Source organism: Streptomyces sp. NPDC024698 (assembly GCF_055559015.1).
Genome location: NZ_JBVHLK010000017.1, coordinates 85,317 through 105,591, shown reverse-complemented (window position 1 = coordinate 105,591; position 20,275 = coordinate 85,317). Strand labels below are relative to the sequence as shown.

Sequence of the window (20,275 nt, the reverse complement as noted above, 5' to 3'; positions counted from 1 at the left end):
GGGCGTTCGTCTGCCGGCCGAGGGGGGCTCAGGCCGGCAGGTCCACACCCTCGATGACGTCGAAAACGACGGCGTGGTTGGCTCCGCGGCCCTCACGAAACCGGGGAACCGGTCATGGGCCGGTCCGCGCGGCGGGTCTCAACTCCATTTCCGTAACACGGAGAAAACCTGAAACCGGTTGAAGGGGGGAACAATCCAGCCAGCATCCGCACGCCGAGCGCGCAGGCAACGAGGAGAATCGCCATGTCCGAAGCTCAGACGGTCGACAACCGGCCAAGTGCCGCACCACCGGCGGCAGGTGGGGTCGACGGGTTCTTCAAGATATCCGCCAGAGGCTCCACCATCGGCCGTGAGATACGCGGCGGATTCGCCACCTTCTTCACCATGGCGTACATCCTCGTCCTGAACCCCATCATCCTCGGCAGCGCCAAGGACAAGTTCGGGCACACGCTCGACACCGGCCAACTGGTCACCGCCACCGCGCTGGTGGCCTGTGTGATGACCGTCGTCATGGGCATCGGCGGCAACCTCCCGCTCGCCATCGCCGCGGGCCTCGGCCTCAACGCCGTCGTCGCCTTCCAGCTCGCGCCACTGATGAGCTGGGACGACGCGATGGGCCTGGTCGTCCTCGAAGGCGTCCTGATCTGCGTCCTGGTGCTCACCGGCCTCCGGGAAGCGATCATGAACGCGATCCCGCAGCAGCTCAAGCAGGCCATCGGCGTCGGCATCGGACTGTTCATCGCCTTCATCGGCTTCGTGGACGCCGGGTTCGTCAGCCGTATCCCGGACATCGCGCACACCACCGTGCCCGTGCAGCTCGGTGCCGTGGGCCGGCTCACCGGCTGGCCCGTCCTCGTCTTCTGTCTCGGTGTCCTGCTGACCATCGCGCTGCTCGCCCGCAAGGTGAAGGGCGCGATCCTCATCAGCATCGTCACCATGACGGTCGTGGCGATCGTCGTCAACGCCGTCGCCGACATCAAGAGCTGGGGCCTGACCACCCCGAAGGTCCCGGACAAGATCGTCGACACTCCGGACTTCGGGCTCCTCGGTCACTTCAGCCTCTTCGGCGGCTTCGCCGAGGCCGGTGTGCTCACCGCGGTCCTGCTGATCTTCACCCTGGTCCTGTCGGACTTCTTCGACGCCATGGGCACCATCGTCGGGATCAGCGCCGAGGCCGGGCTGCTCGACGAGCAGGGGCAGGTCCCGGGCATCGGCCGGGTCCTGTTCATCGACGGCGCCGCCGCCGTCGCGGGCGGTCTGGGCTCCGCCTCCTCCAACACCGCCTACATCGAGTCCGCTGCCGGTGTCGGTGAGGGCGCCCGCACCGGCTTCGCCAACCTGATCACCGGCGGCCTCTTCGGCCTCGCGCTCTTCCTCACCCCGCTGCTGACCATCGTCCCGCTCCAGGCCGCGGCACCCGCGCTGATCGCGGTCGGGTTCCTGATGATGACCCACGTCAAGCACATCGACTGGGACAAGTACGAGATCGCGATCCCGGCGTTCCTGACCATCGTGGCGATGCCCTTCACCTACTCCATCACCGACGGCATCGGCGCGGGCTTCCTCGCCTACGTCGTCATCAAGGCGGTGCTGGGCAAGGCGAAGGAGGTCAACTGGCTGCTGTGGGCCGTCTCGGCGCTCTTCCTGGCGTACTTCGCGATCGACCCGTTGGAGCAGCTGCTCGGCGTGAAGTGACCGACCGGCCCCGCACCCCGTCGCCGGGGGTGCGGGGCCGTCTCGCGTACGGGCCGGGCGCGCCTCAGTTCTTCAGCGCCGCCCGCATCATCGCCTTGGCGACCGGCGCCGCCAGTCCGTTGCCGCTGACCTCCGAGCGTGCCGCGTCCGACTGCTCGACCATGACCGCGACGGCGACCTCCTTGCCGTTCGCGTCCGACTTCGCGAACGACGTGAACCACGCGTACGGCGTCTTGCTGTTCTTCTCGCCGTGCTGGGCCGTGCCGGTCTTGCCGCCCACGGTCGCGCCGGGGATCAGGGCGTTGGTGCCCGTGCCCTTCTCGACGACCGTCTGCATGGCGGACCGGAGCTGCCTGGCGGTCTCCGAGCTCACGATCTCAGCGGTCCCCGCGCTGTCGTCGTAGTTCTTCAGCACATTCCCGTCGGAGTCGCTGGTCTGCGACACCATGTGCGGCGAGACCAGCTTGCCGTCGTTGGCAATGGCGGCGGACACCATGGCCATCTGGAGCGGGGTCGCGGTGACGTCGTACTGCCCGATACCGGTCAGTGCCGTGGACGACCTGTCCATGCCCGAGGGGTACACGCTGGCGTACGCCCGCACCGGCACGTCCTGCTTCGTGTCGTTGAACCCGAACTTCTCCGCCATCGCCCTGACCTTGTCCTGGCCCAGGTCGACGGCCATCTTGCCGAAGACGTTGTTGCAGGAGTACTGGAGGGCGACCCGGATCGAGGCGTCCTTGCAGGGCGCCGACCTGTTCTCGTTGCTCAGGGGGGTCGTCGTGCCCGGCAGGGTGTACGGGTCGGGGCTGACCGTCCTCTTGTCCACGTTCGGGTAGAGGCCATCCTCCAGCGCGGCGGCCGCGACGACCAGCTTGAACGTCGAGCCCGGCGGCAGCGGCTGCCGCAGCGCGCGGTTGACCAGCGGCTTGTCCGCGTCCTTGGTCAGCTTGTTCCAGACACCGCTGTTGCCGGCGCTGATCGACGCCGGGTCGTACGACGGGGTCGACACGACCGCGAGGATCTTGCCGGTCTTCGGGTCGATCGCGACGGCGGCGCCCTTGTTGTTCCCCAGCGCCGCGTATCCGGCCTTCTGCACGGCCGAGTCGATCGTCGTGACCACGTCACCGGGGTCGGCGCGCTTGCCGGTGAGCGTGTCCAGCGGGTTCTTCAGCGAGATGTCCGAGCCGTCCAGCATCTTTTGATAGACACCCTCCAGCAGCGTCGCACCGTAGACCTGCGAGCTGTAGCCGGTGACCGCCGCGTACAGGCTGCCGTCCTTGTACGTCCGCTTGTACTTGAGGTCGCTCCCTGTCGTCTGCGCGGAGCCGGTGATCGCCTCACCGCCCACGATGATGTTCCCGAGCGGGTTCGCGTACAGCGCTATCGCGTTCCGCCGGTTGTCCTTGTTGTCCGCGAGTGCCCGCCCGTCGTAGAACTGCACCCAGGTCGCCCTGACCAGCAGAGAGAGCACGAGCAGCAGGGTGAAGACGGCGGCACGCCTGATCGTCTTGTTCATTCCGCACAGAAGGACGAGCGATCAGGGGTGGATCGTTCCCGTCCGCCCTGGTTTCTCATCGATCCCTCATGGGGCCGGCCCTCGTGGAACCGGCCCTCGTGCCCGTCAGAGCCTGCGGGTGGCCAGGGTGAGCCGGTCGCGGGCGTCGAACAGGGCGTCCTTGACCGTCTGCTCGTGCGCGGGGGTGAGACGGGCCACAGGCACCGAGCAGCTGATCGCGTCACGGGCCGGCGTGCGGTACGGGATCGCCACACCGAAGCAGCGCAGCCCCAGCGTGTTCTCCTCGCGGTCCACCGCGAAGCCCTGCTCCCGCACCTGGCGCAGCTCCTCGATGAGTTTCTCCCGGTCGGTGATCGTGTGCTCGGTCAGCGCGGGGAGCGTCTCCGGCAGCATCTTGCGGACCTGCTCGTCGCCGTAGGTGGCGAGCAGCGCCTTGCCGAGCGAGGTGGAGTGGGCGGGCAGCCGGCGGCCGACCCTGGTGAAGGGGCGCAGATAGTGCTGCGACTGCCGGGTGGCCAGATAGACGACGTTCGTGCCGTCCAGACGCGCGAGGTGGATCGTCTCGGTGGTGTCGTCGGAGAGGCGGTCCAGGGTGGGGCGGGCTGCGGCGACCACCTCGTCGCCGTCGATGTACGAGGTGCCGACCAGCAGCGCCCGTACGCCGATGCCGTAGCGCGTGCCCGTCGCGTCCGTCTCGACCCAGCCGAGCTCCACGAGCGTGCGCAGCAGCATGTACAGGCTGGACTTGGGGTATCCGACGGCCTCCTGGACCGCGGCGAGGGAGTGCATTCCGGGCCGGCCGGCGAAGTACTCCAGCAATTCAACGGTCCGCACCGCGGACTTGACCTGCGCCCCGCCGCCTGTCTCGCCTGCCGACATCGCCCTTGACCCCTTCGTTGGACGGGAAATAGTCTCCGATGGAGAGTTCACCATCAGAGACAGCGTTCAGCATATCGAACAGCCTGGTGAGTGGCACAAGAACGGTGGCATCACAGGTGAAGGGACCCCCGGTGGCAGCAGCACCAGTCTGGAGTGTCGACCCCCGTACCGGGAAGCAGCGGGAGCAGGTCGCGGTGGAGGCCACGGGCCAGGAGGTGGACGAGGCCGTCCGCGCCGCGCACGCCGCGCGTCCCGCGCTCGCCGACCGCACCGTCCGCGCCGCGTTCCTGCGCACGGCCGCCGACCTGCTCGAAGGCGCCAAGGACCTGCTCGTCGAGGCCGCCGACGCGGAGACCGCGCTCGGCCCGGTCCGGCTCACCGGTGAACTCGCCCGCACCTGCTACCAGTTGCGCGCGTTCGCCGGAATCGTGGACGAGGGCGCCTTCCTCGACATCGTGATCGACCACCCGGACGCCACGGCCACCCCGCCGATCCCGGACCTGCGCCGCCACAAGGTGCCGCTGGGCGTCGTCGCCGTCTACGCGGCCTCGAACTTCCCCTTCGCCTTCTCGGTGCCCGGCGGCGACACGGCGAGCGCGCTGGCCGCGGGCTGCCCGGTCGTCGTCAAGGCCCACCCCGACCACCCGGCCCTGTCCGAGCTGGTCGCGGCCGTCCTGCGCCGCGCGGCCGCCCGGCACGGCATCCCAGAGGGTGTCCTCGGCCTCGTGCACGGCCTCGACGCCGGCGTCGACCTGGTCCGCCACCCGCTGGTCACGGCGGCCGGCTTCACCGGTTCCGTCCGTGGCGGGCGCGCGCTGTTCGACGCGGCCGCCGCCCGTCCGGTGCCGATCCCGTTCCACGGTGAGCTGGGCTCCCTCAACCCCGTCGTCGTCACCGAGGCCGCCGCCGCGGAGCGCGCCGAGGAGATCGGCACGGGACTGGCCGGTTCGATGACCCTGGGCGTCGGCCAGTTCTGTGTGAAGCCGGGCCTGGTGCTCGCTCCGGCGGGCGCCGCGGGCGACCGGCTGCTGAAGTCCCTGACCGACGCGGTGAGCGACACCGCCGCCGGGGTCCTGCTCGACCACCGCATGCGCGACAACTTCGTCGCCGGGGTCGCCGAGCGCGCCGGACTCCCGGACGTCCAGGCCCCGGTCACCCCGGGCGCCGGGAGCGAGCACACCGTGAGCCCCGGCTTCCTGACCGTGCCCGCGAGCAGGCTCACCTCCGAGGGCGAGCACGATCTGCTCCTGGAGGAGTGCTTCGGGCCGCTCACGGTCGTGGCGCGCTACGAGGACGAGGCCGAGGCCGGCGCGGTGCTCTCCCGGCTCCCCGGCAACCTCACCGCCACCGTGCAGCTGTCCGCCGAGGAGGCCGCGGGCGAGGGGCGCGGCGCGGAGATCCTCGCCGAACTCACCTCCCTCGCGGGCCGCGTTCTGGTGAACGGCTGGCCGACCGGCGTCGCCGTCGCACCGGCCCAGCACCACGGCGGGCCGTACCCCGCGACGACCTCGACGTCCACCTCGGTCGGCGCCAGCGCCATCGAGCGCTGGATGCGGCCGGTCGCCTACCAGGGCGTGCCCGAGGCCCTGCTGCCGCCCGAACTGCGCGACGCCAACCCGCTGGGACTGCCCCGGCGCTACGAGGGACGCCTGGAGCGCTAGGGCTTCTCGGCGACGGGCGGGCCGGTTCCCGGGGGGGCCGGCCCGTCACGTGCGCCGGCGGATCGGCGGGTGCCGCACGCTTCGTCAGATATGGGTCGCCGGGTGCCGCACGGTTCGTCAGATACGGGTCGCCGGGTGCCGCACGATCCGTCCGGTGCGCGTCGCGGGTGTCGCATCGTTCGTCCGGTGCCGCACGGTCCGTCGTGTGACCCCTCGCGTCCCCGGTGGGGCGGCTCCGGACCTGACAGACTCGGGGCCATGGACGTCACTCTCCCCGAACTCCCCTTCTCCTTCCGCACCTACGGACCCGACGGGCACTGGTCGTACGAGGACGGTGTGCTCACCGGATGGGCCGGACCCCGGCAGGACCGCTTCGTGCCGCCCACCGGCGAGGGACTCGACCCGGCCTCCGACGCGCCCCGGCTGCTCGGCTCGCCCGAGGGGGACTTCCAGCTGATCGCCCGCGTGACGGTGGGCTTCGGGGCGGCCTTCGACGCGGGCGTGCTCTACGTCCACGTCGGGGAGCGGGCCTGGGCCAAGCTGTGCCTGGAGAACTCCCCGGACGTGCCCACCGTCTGCACGGTGGTCACGCGGGGACACTCGGACGACGCCAACTCCTTCACCGTGGACGGCAGTTCCGTCTGGCTGCGGGTGAGCCGCACCGGCCGTGCCTTCGCCTTCCACGCCTCCCGCGACGGCGAGCGCTGGACCTTCGTCCGCCTCTTCACCCTGGCCGGCGAGAAGGAGACCGACGCGGCGCTGGTGGGCTTCATGACCCAGTCGCCGATGGGAGAGGGCTGTGTCGTGACCTACGACCACATCGAGTTCAGGCCCGACTGGCCGAGCGATCTGAGAGACGGAAGCTGAGGGCGGACGTCACCGTGAGCAGGGCCGCGCCGATGACCAGGCTCAGCCGCATGCCCGTCTCGAAGCCGCTCGCGACCAGCGCCCCGAACACCGCGATGCCCAGGCCCCCGGACACCTGACGGGCCGCGTTGAGCACACCGGCCGCCAGCCCCGCCCGCTCGGCGGGCACGGCGTCCATCATCGCGGCGGTCAGCGGCGGCACCGTCAGGGCGCACCCCAGCGCCAGCGGGATCAGCAGGAGGGCCACCAGCACCGGGGGCGTGCGGGCGTCGACCTGGAGGAGGGCGAGCAGCCCGGCGGCGGCCACCGGCTGCCCCACCAGCATCGGCAGCCGGGGCCCGTAGCGTCCCGTGAGCTTGCCGGCCACCACGTTCGTCACCGCGATCAGGCTCGTCATCGGCAGGAACAGCATCCCGGCGTACAGCGCGGAATGGTGCTGGACCTGCTGGAAGAACAGCGAGAAGACGAACACCATGCTGTAGAAGGCCACGCTGACCGCCGAGCCCGCGGCGACCGCCGTGGCCACGGTCCGGTCGCGGAACAGGCCGAGCGGCACCACCGGGTGTGCCTGGCGGGCCTCGACCCACAGGAACGCGCCGCCCGCGGTCACGGCGACCGGCAGCGCGGCCAGACCCGCCGTCCCGCCCTCGATCACCGCGAAGGCCAGCGCCGCGAGGGCCACCACCGCCGTCAGCTGCCCCGGCAGGTCGAGCGGGGCCGGGCGGGGCCGCGAACGGGGGGCCCGCAGGAGCAGCAGCAGGATCACCGCGCCCACCGGCACGTTGACGAAGAAGATGCCGCGCCAGTTCCAGGCCGTGGTCAGCGCGCCACCGACCACGGGACCGAGCGCGACCGCCAGGGAACCGCCCGCCGCCCAGGCGGCCACCGCGCGGGCCCGCCGCGCCGGTTCCGGATACGCCTGCCGCACCAGTGCCAGCGAGGCCGGGAGCACGACCGCGGCCGCGACGCCCTGCACCACTCTGGCACCGACCAGGGCGGGCAGTCCCGGGGCCAGTCCGCAGGCCACCGAGGCGAGCGTGAACACCGCGGTGCCCAGCGCGTACGCGCGGCTCGCCCCGGCCCGGTCCGAGAAGGCGCCCGTGGACAGCATCAGCGCGGCGAAGGCCAGGGTGTAGGCGTCCACCACCCACTGGAGGCCGGACATCCCGGCGCCGAACGAGGAGCCGATCGTCGGCAGGGCCACGTTCACCACGGACGCGTCGAGACAGGTCAGCCCGAAGCCGAGCAGCGCGGCGGTGAGGGTGAGCGCGGAGGAGGTCCCGCCGGGCCCCGACTCCCCGTGGCCGATGGCGGGTTCGCAGGCCCTGGACATCTGGTTCGTCGACATGCCCCCATGCTGCGGACTCATGGCGCCGTACAGTAGTGGCCCGAATGCCATACGTCCGGAGGTTCTGGCCATGCCCGAGCGGCTCGCCCCCCACCGCGTCACCGTCATCGCCCCTTCCCCCGTCGCGCTGTTCAACCTCGCGATGCCGGAGATGCTGTTCGACAAGGTCCAGGTGGACGGACGTCCGGGCTACGAGGTGGTCGTCTGCACGGCCGAGCCGGGGCCCGTGCCCACGACCGGCGGACTCGACCTGTACGTCCCGCACGGTCTGGAAGCCGTACGGGAGGCGGACACGGTGGTCGTCGCGGGCACCGGGGCGCCCTTCGAGCCGGACCCGAGGATCGTGGCGGTCCTCCGCGAGGCGGACGCCGCGGGCAAGCGCATCGCCTCCATCTGCACCGGTGCCTTCCAGCTCGCCGAGGCCGGCCTGCTCCAGGGCCGCAGGGCCACCACGTACTGGGCCCACGCCGGGGCGATGCGCCGGCGCTACCCGCAGGTCGAGCTGCGCGGCGACGTGCTCTACGTGCAGGACGGCCCGTACGTCACGTCGTCCGGCTACGCCGCCGGCATCGACCTGTGCCTGCACATCATCCGCACCGACTACGGCGCCGCCGTCGCCAACGAGGTCGCGCGCCTCGCCCTGGTCGCCCCCGTACGGCCGGGCGGCCAGACCCAGTTCACCCAGACCCCGCTGCCCCCCGAGCGAGGCACCGCCTGCGCCGACACCCGCGGGTGGGCCATGCGCAACCTCGACAGGCCGCTCACCCTGACCGACCTGGCCCGGCACGCGGGCGTCAGCGTGCGCACCCTCACCCGCCGGTTCCACGCCGAGAGCGGGGTCAGCCCCCTCCAGTGGCTGCTCCACCAGCGCGTGGAGCGGGCCAGGGAACTCCTGGAGACCACGACCCTGCCGATGGACCAGGTGGCCGCGGCCTGCGGACTGGGCACGGCCGACTCGCTGCGCGCCCACGTGGTGCGCCGCACCGGTCTCACCCCGAGCGCCTACCGGACCCAGTTCAGCCGCCACGGAACGGTGCCCGGAGCCGGACTCGGTGCCGTAGCCGGACTCGGTGCCGCAGCCGGGACCGGAACCGTGAGCGCGGCTGTGACGTCCTCCATCGCATGATCAGTGAACGCGAAACCGGCGGACCGGTGATCCGCACCGCCCTGCCCGCCGAAGTCGGGGCCATCGCCGATCTGCACTTCCGGGCCCGGTCGACGTACTACCCGGACGGCGTCCCGCAGGGCGACATCGACTGGGCGGAGGCCTGGCGCGGCTCCGTCGCGCGCCCCGACGGCCATGTGCTGTGCGCCGTCGCACAGGGCCGGATCGTGGGCATCGCCTCCTTCCGTACGGACGAGGGCGCGCCCGCCGACACGGTGAAGCTGTTCCAGTTCCACGTCGATCCCGACCGCTGGCGGGCCGGGATCGGCAGGGCCCTGCACGCGGCCTGCGTGGAGCAGTGGCAGGCGGACCGGAAGCGCACCGCGACCCTCGACGTGCACACCGACAACCTGCGCGCCCAGGCCTTCTACGCCCGCCTCGGCTGGGCCCCCGATCCGGAGAACCCGCCCGAGGAGGGCGATCACCACCTGTATCTGCGGTACGCCGTGGCCGGGCGCGCGGACGGGACCGGGGCCGGGCGGGCGGAGGCGGCCGGGGAATGACCCGAGCCGCTTGAATGTTCATCCAGTGACGTCCCCGAAGGGTGTCCCGTAACCGCACGACCTGGAGAGAGCCGAAGAATGCGCGTCGAGATCTGGTCCGACATCGCCTGCCCCTGGTGCTACGTCGGAAAGGCCCGTTTCGAGAAGGCGCTCGACGCCTTCCCGCACCGTGACGAGGTCGAGGTCGTGCACCGCTCGTTCGAGCTGGACCCCGGCCGCGCCAAGGGCGACATCCAGCCCGTGCTCACGATGCTCACCAAGAAGTACGGCATGAGCGAGGCACAGGCGCAGGCGGGCGAGGAGAACCTCGGCACCCAGGCCGCCGCCGAGGGCCTCGCCTACCGCACCCGGGACCGGGACCACGGCAACACCTTCGACATGCACCGCCTGCTGCACCTCGCCAAGGCGCGGGGCCGCCAGGACGAGCTGATCGGCCGGTTCTACGAGGCCAACTTCGCCGAGGAGCGGACCGTCTTCGGCGACGACGAGCGGCTCGTGGAACTGGCCGTCGCCGCCGGACTCGACACCGACGAGGCCCGCGGGGTGCTCGCCGACCCGGACGCCTACGCCGACGACGTCCGCGCCGACGAGCGCGAGGCCGCCGAACTGGGCGCGAACGGTGTCCCCTTCTTCGTCCTGGACCGCACCTACGGTGTCTCCGGCGCGCAGCCCGCCGAGGTCTTCGCCCAGGCCCTGTCCCAGGCCTGGGGCGAGCGCCCCGGGCTCACGCTCATCCAGGACGGTGCAGCCGACGCCGAGGCCTGTGGCCCGGACGGATGCGCCGTTCCGCAGAACTGAGCAGCCGCTGGAAGGGCCCCGGCGCGGGAAGCCGCAGGTCGGGGCCCATGCATAAGCGTCGCTTAGGGAATCCACGTAAAACCGCGCAATGGACTTGGGCATCGTCCGGGCCCACAGTGGTCCCATGGAGACCTTCGAGACCCTCGTCCGTGCCGAGTTCGCCCCGGAGAACACCTTCCTGAACACGGCCAGCAGCGGCCTGCTGCCGGCCCGTACCGTCGCGGCCCTGCACCGGGCGGTGGCGCTGCGGGCCGAGGGCAGGCCGATCGACTCGCTCTTCGAGGACGTCGAGCTGGCCCGCGCCGCCTTCGCCCGGCTGGCCGGTGTCCCGGCCTCCCGGGTCGCCGCCGGCCCGTCCGTCGCCGCCCAGAGCGCGCTCGTCGCGACCGGCCTCGCCCCGGGGGCCGAAGTCCTCACCGCGGAGGACGACTTCACCTCCGTGCTGAACCCGTTCCACGTCCGCGGCGACCTGAAGGTGCGCGCCGTACCGCTGGAGCGGCTCGCCGAGTCCGTGCGGCCCGGCACGGCGCTCGTCGCGGTCAGCGCCGCGCAGTCCGCCGACGGTCGGATCGCCGACCTGCCCGCGCTGCGCGAGGCGGCCCGCGCCCACGGGGCCCGTACCTACGTCGACTTCTCTCAGTCGGCGGGCTGGCTGCCCTTCGAGGCCGACCATCACGACTTCACCGTGTGCACCACCTTCAAGTGGCTGCTGGGCCCGCACGGCGCGGCCTTCCTCGTCGTGCCCGAGGACTTCGGCGGGCTCACCCCGCTGCTGGCCGGCTGGGTGGCGGGGGAGAAGCCCTGGGACAGCTGCTACGGCCCGGTGCAGGAACTCGCCCACTCCGCCCGCCGGTTCGACGTGAGCCCCGCCCTGTTCACCTACGCGGGGGTACGTCACTCGCTCGAGCTGATCGAGGAACTGGGCGTGGACGCCGTACACGCGCACGATCTCGCGCTGGCCGACCGGTTCCGTACGGGGCTGGCCGCGCTGGGCCACGAGCCGCTGCCCGCACCCGGCTCCGCCATCGTCTCGGTGCCCGGACTTGGCCACCGCCAGGGCGAGTTGAGCCGGGCCGGCATCGAGGTGTCGAACCGCGCGGGCAATCTGCGGGCCTCGTTCCACCTCTACAACACGCCGGCCGACGTCGACCGGCTGCTGGACGTGCTCGCCGGCTGAACGGCGGGACCGGCGTGAAGTCCCGGGCCCCGATGAACTCCGGCCTGCGCACGGGCGCCGCGAACGGCTCCACGGCGGCGTTCTCCACGCTGTTGAACACGATGAAGACGTTGCTGCGCGGGAACGGGGTGATGTTGTCCCCCGAGCCGTGCATGCAGTTGCAGTCGAACCAGGTGGCCGAACCGGCCCTGCCCGTGAAGAGCTTGATGCCGTGCCGGCCCGCGAGCTCGGTGAGCGCCTCGTCGGAGGGAGTCCCGGCGTCCTGCATCTGGAGGGACTTCTTGTAGTTGTCCTTCGGCGTGGCCCCCGCACACCCGAGGAACGTCCTGTGCGACCCCGGCATGATCATGAGGCCGCCGTTGGTGTCGTGGTTCTCGGTCAGCGCGATCGAGACGGACACGGTCCGCATGTTCGGCAGCCCGTCCTCGGCGTGCCAGGTCTCGAAGTCCGAGTGCCAGTAGAAGCCGCCGGCCCCGAAGCCCGGCTTGACGTTGATCCGGGACTGGTGGACGTACACGTCCGAGCCGAGGATCTGCCGGGCCCGGCCGACCACCCGCTCGTCGCGCACGAGCCGGGCGAAGACCTCGCTGATCCGGTGCACCTCGAAGACGGACCGGATCTCCCGCGATCCCGGCTCGACGATCGAACGCTCGTCGGCGCGGATCGCCGGATCGGCCACGAGCCGTTCCAGCTCCTGCCGGTAGACGGCGACCTCGTCGTCGCCGATGAGCTGCTCGACGGACAGGAAGCCGTCGCGCTCGTAGGAGTGCAGGTCCGGGACCGAGATCGGGCCGGGTTCGTCCGGGGCGCCCCAGACGACCGGGTCCTGGCGGGGCGCGGTCATCTCGGTGGCGGCGCGGCTGGGGTACAGATCGGTGAGTGTGGTCATCGGTGTGTCACACCTCCTCGGGTTCGGTGAGCAGGGGGTAGACGCCGTTCTCGTCGTGGTCCTCCCGCCCGGTGACGGGCGGGTTGAAGACGCAGACGCACCGGAAGTCGGTCCTCGGGCGCAGGGTGTGGCGCTCGTGGCCGTTCAGCAGGTACATCGTCCCCGGCGCGATCCAGTGCTTCTCGCCGGTCTCGTGATCGGTGAGTTCGGCCTCGCCCTCCACGCAGAGCACGGCCTCGATGTGGTTCGCGTACCACATCGACGTCTCCGTGCCCGCGTACAGGACCGTCTCGTGCAGGGAGAAGCCGACCTTCTCCTTGGCGAGCACGATGCGCTTGCTCTCCCAGGTGCCGGACGCGGCCTTCACATGCCGGTCGGTGCCTTCGAGTTCCTTGAACGAACGGACTATCACGGTGGTGCGATACCTCTCTCTCGTGCGGACTGTGCGGACTGTGCGGGCTGTGCGGGTCGTGCGGTTCGCGTGGTGCGCGCCGCTCGAACGGTGCGTGCCGCTCGGGCTTCCCGCCGGTCTCCCGGAGCGCCGGTTCAGGCGGTCTCGCGGACGGCGCGTTCGAGGGTGCGCAGACCCTCGTCGAGTTCGTCGGGGGTGATGGTGAGGGCGGGCAGCAGTTTCACCACCTCGCTCTCGGGTCCCGACGTCTCGATGAGCAGCCCGAGTTCGAAGGCGCGGCGGGCGACGCGCGAGGCGCGGGCCTTGTCCTTGAACTCCAGGCCCCAGACGAGCCCGCGGCCCCGGTACTCCTTGACGTCGGCGAGGTTCTCCTCGGTGACGGAGATCAGTGCCTGCTCGATCTGCTCGCCGCGGGCGCGGGTCTGCTTCTCCATCGCGGACCCGTCGGCCCAGTAGGCCTCCAGCGCGGCGGCGGCCGTGACGAACGCCGGGTTGTTGCCGCGGAAGGTGCCGTTGTGCTCGCCCGGCTCCCAGACGTCCAGCTCGGGCTTGAACAGGCACAGCGACATCGGCAGCCCGTACCCGCTGATGGACTTGGACACGGTCACGATGTCGGGGACGATCCCCGCCTCCTCGAAGGAGAAGAACGCGCCGGTCCGCCCGCAGCCCATCTGGATGTCGTCGACGATCAGCAGCATGTCGCGGCGCGCGCACAGATCGGCGAGGGCGCGCAGCCACTCGGGCCGCGCCACGTTGATCCCGCCCTCGCCCTGGACCGTCTCGACGATGACCGCGGCGGGCTGGTTGAGGCCCGATCCCTGGTCCTCCAGGAGCCGTTCGAACCACAGGAAGTCCGGGACCTGCCCGTCGAAGTAGTTGTCGAAGGGCATCGGGGTGCCGTGCACCAGCGGGATGCCGGCGCCCGCCCGCTTGAAGGCGTTGCCGGTCACCGCGAGCGAGCCGAGCGACATCCCGTGGAAGGCGTTGGTGAACGACACGATCGCCTCGCGTCCCTTCACCTTCCGCGCGAGCTTCAGCGCCGACTCGACCGCGTTGGTGCCCGTCGGGCCCGGGAACATCACCTTGTACGGCAGGTCGCGCGGCCGCAGCACCAGGTTCTGGAAGGTCTCCAGGAAGCCGCGCTTGGCGGTCGTCGACATGTCGAGACCATGGGTGACGCCGTCGCGCTCCAGGTAGTCGATCAGGGCCCGTTTGAGGACGGGGTTGTTGTGTCCGTAGTTCAGCGATCCGGCGCCGGCGAAGAAGTCGAGGTACTCGTGGCCGTCCTCGTCGTACATGCGGCTGCCCCGGGCCCGGTCGAAGACGGTGGGCCAGTTGCGGCAGTAGCTGCGCACCTCCGACTCCAGAGTCTCGAAGACGCTCAGATCGGGCTGGGTGATGGTCAAGGTGGTTCGCTCCTCGAAGCTGTGGGGGGAAGGGGAGGGGAAGACGCGGGGGAGGGGCTCAGCCGCCGAACGGGCCGATGCGGTACAGCACTTCGGGGTCGTGCGGTCCGTCGGGGAACTGGCCGGGCTCGAACAGCACCTCGCGCGCGACGGCCGCGCCGTGCCGCCGCGCGTACGACGTGAACAGGCGCTCGGAGGCGGTGTTGCCCGGCGCGATGGTGGTCTCGACGGCGGTCGTCCCGCGCTCGGCCGTCACCCGGGCGGTCAGCCCGTCGAGCAGACGCGCGGCCAGTCCCCGGCCGCGGTGCGCCGAGTCGACGGCCACCTGCCACACGAGCAGGGTCCCGGGGCGCTCGGGGCGCACGTACGCGGTGACGAAGCCGACGGGGCGTCCATCGGCGTCGCGTGCCACCGCCGAGGTGCCGGCGAAATCACGGCACCACAGCAGGTAGCTGTACGAGGAGTTCAGGTCGAGGGTTCGGGAGTCCTTGGCGATACGCCAGAGGGCGGCCCCGTCGGCCACCTCCGGACGGTCGATCCGAAGGCCCTCCGGCATTTCCAGGAATTCCGCTGACAGGTCTGCATGGGCGACGGTCATGCGGATTGAATTTACCGACGGAAAGCTTGGATTGCATCGTCGGAACGGGTTACGAATGGGGCGCCCATGTGTTATCACGCGCCCGTGAAAGAGTGACCGCGAACACGGGTCTATGACCGCTTTTGCCCGGAAAATACCACAGAAAAGGGGCGCGTTGTGGAGTGTGTCACAACGCTGGAAAGCGTGAGGGAACTGCCGGGATCGCGCCGTTCCGTGTTCGCGAAACCTTTGCGTTTAGTCACGAGAAAAGCGGGCAGAAGAATGCAGGAAGCTGAACGGAATTAATTCCGTGCCATTTAGTGAATCGTATGTTACGCGGTGTCGGGTGCGAAGGTAATCGGGTGGAAAGGAACGGCGATGCGCCGGCTTTCCGGGGCCGGGCCGCGCGGGTGTCGGCCGGGGTGTGGATGCCGGCGGGGGCGTGGGTGCCCCCGCCGGTCGCCCGTGGGTCAGCCCCAGGCCAGCGCCACGGCCCGGCGCGCCCCTTCGAGGTCCACCTCGAAGCCGGCCTCGGCCAGCGCCGCGCCGAGGCCCGCGAGGCTCGCCAGCACCGCGCCGCGCGTGGCGTCGGGACCGTAGTGGTTCACACGGATCATGGACTGCGCGAGAGCGCCGCCGCCCGCGGCGAGCGGCAGCGCGGGATCCGCGGCCAGCGCCTTCGCGACCACCGCGGACGCGTCCACGGTCTCGGGCACCCGCAGGGTGGTGGCGACGGGCGCCGCCTCGGAGGCGGCGTCCACGTACGGCGCCAGACCGCCGCCGAGGGCCAGCGCACCCGCCCGGGTGGCCGCGGCGGCCGAGGCGTGGCGCGCCGTCACCGCGTCCAGGCCCTCGCCCTCGATCCGCTCGACGCACGCCTCCAGGGCCAGCATCTCCAGCTGCGCCGGCGCGTGCAGCAGCGCCGTGCGGCCGCCGTCGATCCAGCGCTCCTTCCAGTCGAGGAGGGAGAGGTAGGAGCGGCGCGGCGCGCCGGGGTTCGCCGCCATCCGCGCCCACGCCCGCTCGCTCACCGACACCGCCGACACACCGGCGGGACCGCCCATCGCCTTCTGCGCCCCGATCACGCACAGGTCGACGCCCCAGGCGTCCGGCAGCACCGGCTCGGCGCCGATCGAGGCGACGGCGTCCAGGTAGAAGAGGGCGCCCTGTTCGCGTACGGCCTCGCCGATCTCCGCCACCGGGTTGGTGTTGCCGGTGGCGGCCTCGGCGTGCACGAGCGACACGAAGTCGATCGACGGGTGCTCGGCGAAGGCCGCACGGATCTGCGCGGCGGTCACCGCGGTGTGGAACGGCACCGCCAGATCGATCACCGTGGCCCCGCAGTCCCGCAGCCACTTCCCGAACGTCTGGCCGTAGGGGCCGGTCACGATGTTCAGGGCGGTGGTGCCGGGACCGGCCGTGCCCCGGATGGCCCCTTCCAGGGGGAGCAGCGCCTCGCCCTGCATGATCACGACGTCCTGCCGGGTGGCGAGCAGCCGGGCGACACGGTCCTCGATCGACGCGAAGTGCGCGGCGGTCAGTGGGGCGAGGTCCAGGAACGGGTGTGTCACGGCGGTGCTCTCTTCACTCATGGGGTACAGGTGACGAGATTAACCGTCGCGCCCCGTCCCCCGCCCACTGGTGACTTCTTAGGTCAAGCGGCCCTGTGGCCATGGGTTTGATTTGAGAACCCCAAAGATCTCCTTATAATCGGAACCCACAGTTCCCTGACAGGAAGGCCCGCCGTGAACACCCTCTCCGGCCGCCGGACCCGAGTCCTGGCCGCCATCACCCTGACGGCCGGGCTGACGCTCGTGGCCGCCTGCACCTCCAGCGGGAACGGCGGAAGCGGCTCCAAGACCGCGTCCGGCGGGGTCGAGCTCGTCAAGGCGGGCCAGCTCACCACGTGCACCCACCTGCCCTACCCGCCGTTCCAATCGGAGATCGACGGCAAGGTGCAGGGCTTCGACGTGTCGCTGATCGACCTCGTCGCCAAGGACCTCGGCGTGAAGCAGTCCATCGTCGACACGCCCTTCGAGAACTTCAAGACGGGCGCGTTCCTCAACTCCGAGCAGTGCGACCTCGCCGCGGCCGGCATGACGATCACCCCGGAGCGCAAGAAGAACGTCGACTTCTCCGACCCGTACTTCGACGCCACCCAGGGCGTGCTGGTCGACAAGAAGAGCGGCATCACCTCGCTGGCCGACGTCAAGGCGAAGGGCAAGAAGCTCGGCGCGCAGGCGCAGACCACCGGCGAGGACTACGCCAAGAAGCAGGGCTTCGACCCGGTCTCCTTCGAGTCCTCCGACGCGGTCCTCAGCGGACTGCGCAGCGGTCAGGTCCAAGCCGTCGTCATCGACTACCCGGTCGTCCAGGGCTGGCTCAAGGACAAGGCCAACGCCGACGCCTTCAAGGTGGTCGACAACATCAACACCGGTGAGCAGTACGGCTTCACGGTGAAGAAGGGCAACGCCAAGCTCCTGGCCGCCATCGACAAGGCCATCGCGGACGCCAAGGCCGACGGCACGTACAAGAAGCTCTACGAGAAGTGGATCGGCCCCTACGACGCGGCCGCGGCCTCCCCGTCCGCCTCATGAGCGATGCCGACACGCCCCTCCAGCCCCGCAGGTCCGGCCTGAGCCGGCGCCAGAAGCGCCAGATCTCGCGCGGCGCGCAGTACGCCGTCTTCGTGGCCGTCGTGATCGTCTTCGCGGTCACGGCGGACTGGAGCCGTCTACAGAACCAGTTCTTCCAGTGGGACCTGGTCAAGCAGATGTTCCCGGACGTCATCACGCTGGCGCTGAAGAACACCGTCATCTACACGACGTCCGGCTTCGCGGTCGGTCTGGTCCTGGGCATCGTCATCGCCCTGATGCGCCTGTCCTCGGTGGGCCCCTACCGCTGGTTCGCCGGGGTCTACATCGAGGTCTTCCGCGGCCTGCCCGCCTTGATGATCTTCATCTTCGTGGGTGTCGCGGTGCCGCTCGCGTTCCCGGGCACGGAGATCATCGGCGGAACGTACGGAAAGGTCGCCCTCGCGCTCGGTCTGGTGGGCGCCGCGTACATGGCCGAGACCTTCCGCGCGGGCATCCAGGCCGTGCCCAAGGGGCAGATGGAGGCGGCCCGTTCGCTGGGCTTCTCGCACGCCCGGGCCATGGTCTCGATCGTCGTCCCGCAGGCGTTCCGGGTCATCGTCCCGCCGCTCACCAACGAACTCGTGACCCTCTTCAAGGACTCCTCGCTGGTGCTGTTCCTCGGAGTCACCCTGGAGGAGCGCGAACTGTCCAAGTACGGCCGCGACCTGGCCAGTACGACCGCCAACTCCACGCCGATCCTGGTCGCGGGACTTTGCTACCTGCTCGTCACGATCCCGCTCGGCTTCGTCGCGCGACGCCTCGAGGCGCGGCAGAAGGAGGCCACGAAGTGAGCACACCCGAGATCCGGGTGAAGGACCTGCGCAAGTCCTTCGGCGACAACGAGGTGCTGCGCGGCATCGACCTGGAGATCGGCCAGGGCGAGGTCGTCTGCGTGATCGGCCCGTCCGGCTCCGGCAAGTCGACCCTGCTGCGCTGTGTGAACCTCCTGGAGGAGCCCACCGGGGGCCAGGTGTTCATCGGCGCCACGGAGATCACGGACCCCGATGTCGACATCGACGCCGTACGCCGCCGTATCGGCATGGTCTTCCAGCAGTTCAACCTCTTCCCCCATCTGTCGGTGACCGGGAACCTCACCCTGCCGCAGCGCCGGGTGCTCGGCCGGGGCAAGGAGGAGGCGGCCCGGATCGCCGCCGAGAACCTCTCCCGGGTGGGTCTCGCGGAGAAGGCCGACGCCTTTCCGGCCTCCCTCTCCGGCGGCCAGCAGCAGCGCGTCGCGATCGCCAGGGCGCTCGCCATGGGCCCCGAGGTGATGCTCTTCGACGAGCCGACCTCGGCACTGGACCCCGAACTCGTCGGCGACGTGCTCTCCGTCATGCGGATGCTCGCCGACGAGGGCATGACCATGATGGTCGTCACCCACGAGATGTCCTTCGCGCGCGAGGTCGCCGACCGGGTCGTCTTCATGGACGGCGGCGTGATCGTCGAGGACGGCGTCCCGGCGCAGGTCATCGGCAACCCGGCCCACGAGCGCACCCGGCACTTCCTCTCCCGGCTGCTCGACCCGGCGATGGCGGACGTCCCCGAGGGGACACCGGACCGGCAGGCCGGAAACAGCACAGGGCGGGGCGAGGACGGGAAGCCGCCTCACTAAGGTGCCGTGCATGAGCGATCACCCGGTACTGCACGTGAAGGGGCGGGTCCTCGTCGGGCCCGACGACGTCCGCGACGAACTGTGGGTCGTCGGCGGCAGGACCTCGTACGAGCGCCCCGCCGGCGCCCGTGACGTCCGCGCCGTCGAGGGCTGGGCGCTGCCCGGCCTGGTCGACGCGCACTGCCATGTCGGGCTCGACGCCCACGGCCCGGTCCCGGCGGACGTCTCGGAGAAGCAGGCGCTGACCGACCGCGACGCCGGCACCCTCCTCCTGCGGGACGCAGGTTCGCCCTCCGACACCCGCTGGATCGACGACCGCGAGGACCTCCCGAAGATCATCCGCGCGGGCCGGCACATCGCCCGCACCCGCCGCTACATCCGCAACTACGCCCACGAGATCGAGCCCGAGGACCTCGTCGCCTACGTCGCCCAAGAGGCCCGGCGCGGCGACGGCTGGGTCAAACTCGTGGGGGACTGGATCGACCGCGGCACCGGCGACCTGAGCGCCTGCTGGCCGCGCGACGCCGTCGAGGCCGCGATCGCCGAGGCGCACCGGCTCGGTGCCCGCGTCACCGCGCACTGCTTCGCCGAGGACTCGCTGCGGGACCTGGTCGAGGCCGGCATCGACTGCGTCGAGCACGCCACCGGCCTCACCGAGGACACCGTCCCGCTCTTCGCCGAGCGCGGGATCGCCATCGTCCCGACCCTCGTGAACATCGCCACCTTCCCGCGGCTCGCGGACGGCGGCGAGGCCAGGTACCCGCGGTGGTCGGCGCACATGCGACGCCTCCACGAGCGCCGCTACGACACCGTGCGGGCCGCGTACGACGCCGGGATCCCGGTCTACGTGGGCACCGACGCCGGCGGTTCCCTCGCGCACGGCCTCGTCGCCGCCGAGGTCGCCGAGCTCGTCACCGCGGGCATCCCGCCCGTCGAGGCGCTCTCCGCCACCGCCTGGGGTGCCAGGCGCTGGCTCGGGCGGCCCGGCCTCGACGAGGGGGCGCCCGCGGACCTCGTGGTCTACGAGGGGGATCCGCGCGAGGACGTACGGGTCCTGGCGGATCCGCGCCGCGTGGTCCTGAACGGGCGGATCGTCGGTTGACGGAACGTGACGGCCGGGGTGGGTCGCTCGTT

General features: G+C 70.9%; 18 protein-coding genes and 1 pseudogene. 11 read left to right on the top strand and 8 right to left on the bottom strand.

Annotated features, from left to right (window positions below; all coding sequences use genetic code 11):
* Positions 1-243 precede the first annotated feature (243 nt).
* Positions 244-1,695, top strand: a complete 1,452-nt coding sequence (locus tag ACZ4AA_RS29215; RefSeq protein WP_467609363.1) for an NCS2 family permease — start codon at positions 244-246, stop codon at positions 1,693-1,695.
* A gap of 64 nt (positions 1,696-1,759) precedes the next feature.
* Here the strand turns inward: ACZ4AA_RS29215 and ACZ4AA_RS29210 are convergent, their stop codons facing one another.
* Positions 1,760-3,211, bottom strand: a complete 1,452-nt coding sequence (locus tag ACZ4AA_RS29210; RefSeq protein ID WP_467609361.1) for a peptidoglycan D,D-transpeptidase FtsI family protein — start codon at positions 3,209-3,211, stop codon at positions 1,760-1,762.
* 105 nt (positions 3,212-3,316) lie between these two features.
* Positions 3,317-4,090, bottom strand: a complete 774-nt coding sequence (locus tag ACZ4AA_RS29205; RefSeq protein WP_467609359.1) for an IclR family transcriptional regulator — start codon at positions 4,088-4,090, stop codon at positions 3,317-3,319.
* Positions 4,091-4,221: 131 nt separating this feature from the next.
* On the opposite strand from ACZ4AA_RS29205, the gene ACZ4AA_RS29200 reads away from it, so the two are divergent.
* A complete protein-coding gene (locus ACZ4AA_RS29200) occupies positions 4,222-5,751 on the top strand; it encodes an aldehyde dehydrogenase (NADP(+)) (RefSeq protein WP_467609357.1) in 1,530 nt (509 codons plus the stop codon).
* 258 nt (positions 5,752-6,009) lie between these two features.
* On the top strand, positions 6,010-6,618 hold the full coding sequence (locus ACZ4AA_RS29195; RefSeq protein WP_467609355.1) for a DUF1349 domain-containing protein: 609 nt from the start codon (positions 6,010-6,012) through the stop codon (positions 6,616-6,618).
* Here the strand turns inward: ACZ4AA_RS29195 and ACZ4AA_RS29190 are convergent.
* Positions 6,578-7,966, bottom strand: coding sequence for an MFS transporter (locus tag ACZ4AA_RS29190; protein WP_467609353.1), 1,389 nt, complete (start codon positions 7,964-7,966; stop codon positions 6,578-6,580). The genes ACZ4AA_RS29195 and ACZ4AA_RS29190 overlap by 41 nt on opposite strands.
* Positions 7,967-8,036: 70 nt before the next feature.
* Here ACZ4AA_RS29190 and ACZ4AA_RS29185 point away from each other — a divergent pair, with 70 nt between their 5' ends.
* The 4 genes from ACZ4AA_RS29185 to ACZ4AA_RS29170 all read left to right on the top strand — a co-directional run bounded on the left by ACZ4AA_RS29185 (position 8,037) and on the right by ACZ4AA_RS29170 (position 11,609).
* The gene (locus ACZ4AA_RS29185; protein ID WP_467609351.1) at positions 8,037-9,092 is read left to right on the top strand and encodes a GlxA family transcriptional regulator; all 1,056 of its coding nucleotides are present in this window, start codon (positions 8,037-8,039) and stop codon (positions 9,090-9,092) included.
* Positions 9,089-9,634 (top strand): GNAT family N-acetyltransferase, encoded by a 546-nt coding sequence (locus ACZ4AA_RS29180; protein WP_467609349.1) that lies wholly within the window; start codon positions 9,089-9,091, stop codon positions 9,632-9,634. Before ACZ4AA_RS29185 ends, ACZ4AA_RS29180 begins: the two co-directional genes overlap by 4 nt.
* A 78-nt stretch (positions 9,635-9,712) precedes the next feature.
* Positions 9,713-10,432 (top strand): DsbA family oxidoreductase, encoded by a 720-nt coding sequence (locus ACZ4AA_RS29175; protein ID WP_467609347.1) that lies wholly within the window; start codon positions 9,713-9,715, stop codon positions 10,430-10,432.
* 124 nt (positions 10,433-10,556) lie between these two features.
* Entirely contained in the window at positions 10,557-11,609 is a 1,053-nt protein-coding gene (locus tag ACZ4AA_RS29170) for an aminotransferase class V-fold PLP-dependent enzyme (protein ID WP_467609478.1), read from the top strand.
* A 7-nt stretch (positions 11,610-11,616) separates the two neighbouring features.
* Here ACZ4AA_RS29170 and thpD read toward each other — a convergent pair.
* From thpD to ACZ4AA_RS29145, 5 genes and pseudogenes are all read right to left on the bottom strand, one after another.
* Positions 11,617-12,498: pseudogene (thpD, locus tag ACZ4AA_RS29165) on the bottom strand (ectoine hydroxylase); the annotation flags it as partial.
* Positions 12,499-12,505: 7 nt separating this feature from the next.
* Positions 12,506-12,910 carry an ectoine synthase gene (locus tag ACZ4AA_RS29160; RefSeq protein WP_355775730.1) on the bottom strand — a complete coding sequence of 135 codons (405 nt, stop codon included), beginning with the start codon at positions 12,908-12,910 and terminating at the stop codon, positions 12,506-12,508.
* 134 nt (positions 12,911-13,044) lie between these two features.
* Positions 13,045-14,316: a diaminobutyrate--2-oxoglutarate transaminase gene (gene ectB / locus ACZ4AA_RS29155; protein WP_467609343.1), complete on the bottom strand. Its 1,272-nt coding sequence runs from the start codon at positions 14,314-14,316 to the stop codon at positions 13,045-13,047.
* A gap of 58 nt (positions 14,317-14,374) precedes the next feature.
* Positions 14,375-14,914 carry a diaminobutyrate acetyltransferase gene (gene ectA, locus ACZ4AA_RS29150; protein WP_467609340.1) on the bottom strand — a complete coding sequence of 180 codons (540 nt, stop codon included), beginning with the start codon at positions 14,912-14,914 and terminating at the stop codon, positions 14,375-14,377.
* Between the two features lie 449 nt (positions 14,915-15,363).
* A complete protein-coding gene (locus ACZ4AA_RS29145; RefSeq protein WP_467609338.1) occupies positions 15,364-16,485 on the bottom strand; it encodes a pyridoxal-phosphate-dependent aminotransferase family protein in 1,122 nt (373 codons plus the stop codon).
* A gap of 153 nt (positions 16,486-16,638) precedes the next feature.
* Between ACZ4AA_RS29145 and ACZ4AA_RS29140 the strand changes: the two genes are divergently transcribed.
* From ACZ4AA_RS29140 to ACZ4AA_RS29125, 4 genes are read left to right on the top strand one after another with little or no spacing between them, the layout of a single operon-like run.
* Positions 16,639-17,490 (top strand): transporter substrate-binding domain-containing protein, encoded by an 852-nt coding sequence (locus tag ACZ4AA_RS29140; protein WP_467609336.1) that lies wholly within the window; start codon positions 16,639-16,641, stop codon positions 17,488-17,490.
* Complete coding sequence (locus ACZ4AA_RS29135) at positions 17,487-18,320, top strand: amino acid ABC transporter permease (protein ID WP_467609334.1); 834 nt, start codon at positions 17,487-17,489, stop codon at positions 18,318-18,320. Before ACZ4AA_RS29140 ends, ACZ4AA_RS29135 begins: the two co-directional genes overlap by 4 nt.
* Complete coding sequence (locus ACZ4AA_RS29130) at positions 18,317-19,141, top strand: amino acid ABC transporter ATP-binding protein (protein WP_467609331.1); 825 nt, start codon at positions 18,317-18,319, stop codon at positions 19,139-19,141. The genes ACZ4AA_RS29135 and ACZ4AA_RS29130 overlap by 4 nt, the downstream gene beginning before the upstream one ends.
* 10 nt (positions 19,142-19,151) lie before the next feature.
* The gene (locus tag ACZ4AA_RS29125) at positions 19,152-20,243 is read left to right on the top strand and encodes an amidohydrolase family protein (RefSeq protein WP_467609328.1); all 1,092 of its coding nucleotides are present in this window, start codon (positions 19,152-19,154) and stop codon (positions 20,241-20,243) included.
* The last annotated feature ends 32 nt before the right edge of the window (positions 20,244-20,275 follow it).

Excerpts from the sequence above, each read along its gene's own strand:
- ACZ4AA_RS29215 (WP_467609363.1), top strand. The coding sequence starts at position 244 with ATGTCCGAAGCTCAGACGGTCGACAACCGGCCAAGTGCCGCACCACCG.
- ACZ4AA_RS29210 (WP_467609361.1), bottom strand. The coding sequence starts at position 3,211 with ATGAACAAGACGATCAGGCGTGCCGCCGTCTTCACCCTGCTGCTCGTG.
- ACZ4AA_RS29205 (WP_467609359.1), bottom strand. The coding sequence starts at position 4,090 with ATGTCGGCAGGCGAGACAGGCGGCGGGGCGCAGGTCAAGTCCGCGGTG.
- ACZ4AA_RS29195 (WP_467609355.1), top strand. The coding sequence starts at position 6,010 with ATGGACGTCACTCTCCCCGAACTCCCCTTCTCCTTCCGCACCTACGGA.
- ACZ4AA_RS29190 (WP_467609353.1), bottom strand. The coding sequence starts at position 7,966 with ATGTCGACGAACCAGATGTCCAGGGCCTGCGAACCCGCCATCGGCCAC.
- ACZ4AA_RS29185 (WP_467609351.1), top strand. The coding sequence starts at position 8,037 with ATGCCCGAGCGGCTCGCCCCCCACCGCGTCACCGTCATCGCCCCTTCC.
- ACZ4AA_RS29180 (WP_467609349.1), top strand. The coding sequence starts at position 9,089 with ATGATCAGTGAACGCGAAACCGGCGGACCGGTGATCCGCACCGCCCTG.
- ACZ4AA_RS29175 (WP_467609347.1), top strand. The coding sequence starts at position 9,713 with ATGCGCGTCGAGATCTGGTCCGACATCGCCTGCCCCTGGTGCTACGTC.
- ACZ4AA_RS29170 (WP_467609478.1), top strand. The coding sequence starts at position 10,557 with ATGGAGACCTTCGAGACCCTCGTCCGTGCCGAGTTCGCCCCGGAGAAC.
- ectA (WP_467609340.1), bottom strand. The coding sequence starts at position 14,914 with ATGACCGTCGCCCATGCAGACCTGTCAGCGGAATTCCTGGAAATGCCG.
- ACZ4AA_RS29145 (WP_467609338.1), bottom strand. The coding sequence starts at position 16,485 with ATGAGTGAAGAGAGCACCGCCGTGACACACCCGTTCCTGGACCTCGCC.
- ACZ4AA_RS29135 (WP_467609334.1), top strand. The coding sequence starts at position 17,487 with ATGAGCGATGCCGACACGCCCCTCCAGCCCCGCAGGTCCGGCCTGAGC.
- ACZ4AA_RS29125 (WP_467609328.1), top strand. The coding sequence starts at position 19,152 with ATGAGCGATCACCCGGTACTGCACGTGAAGGGGCGGGTCCTCGTCGGG.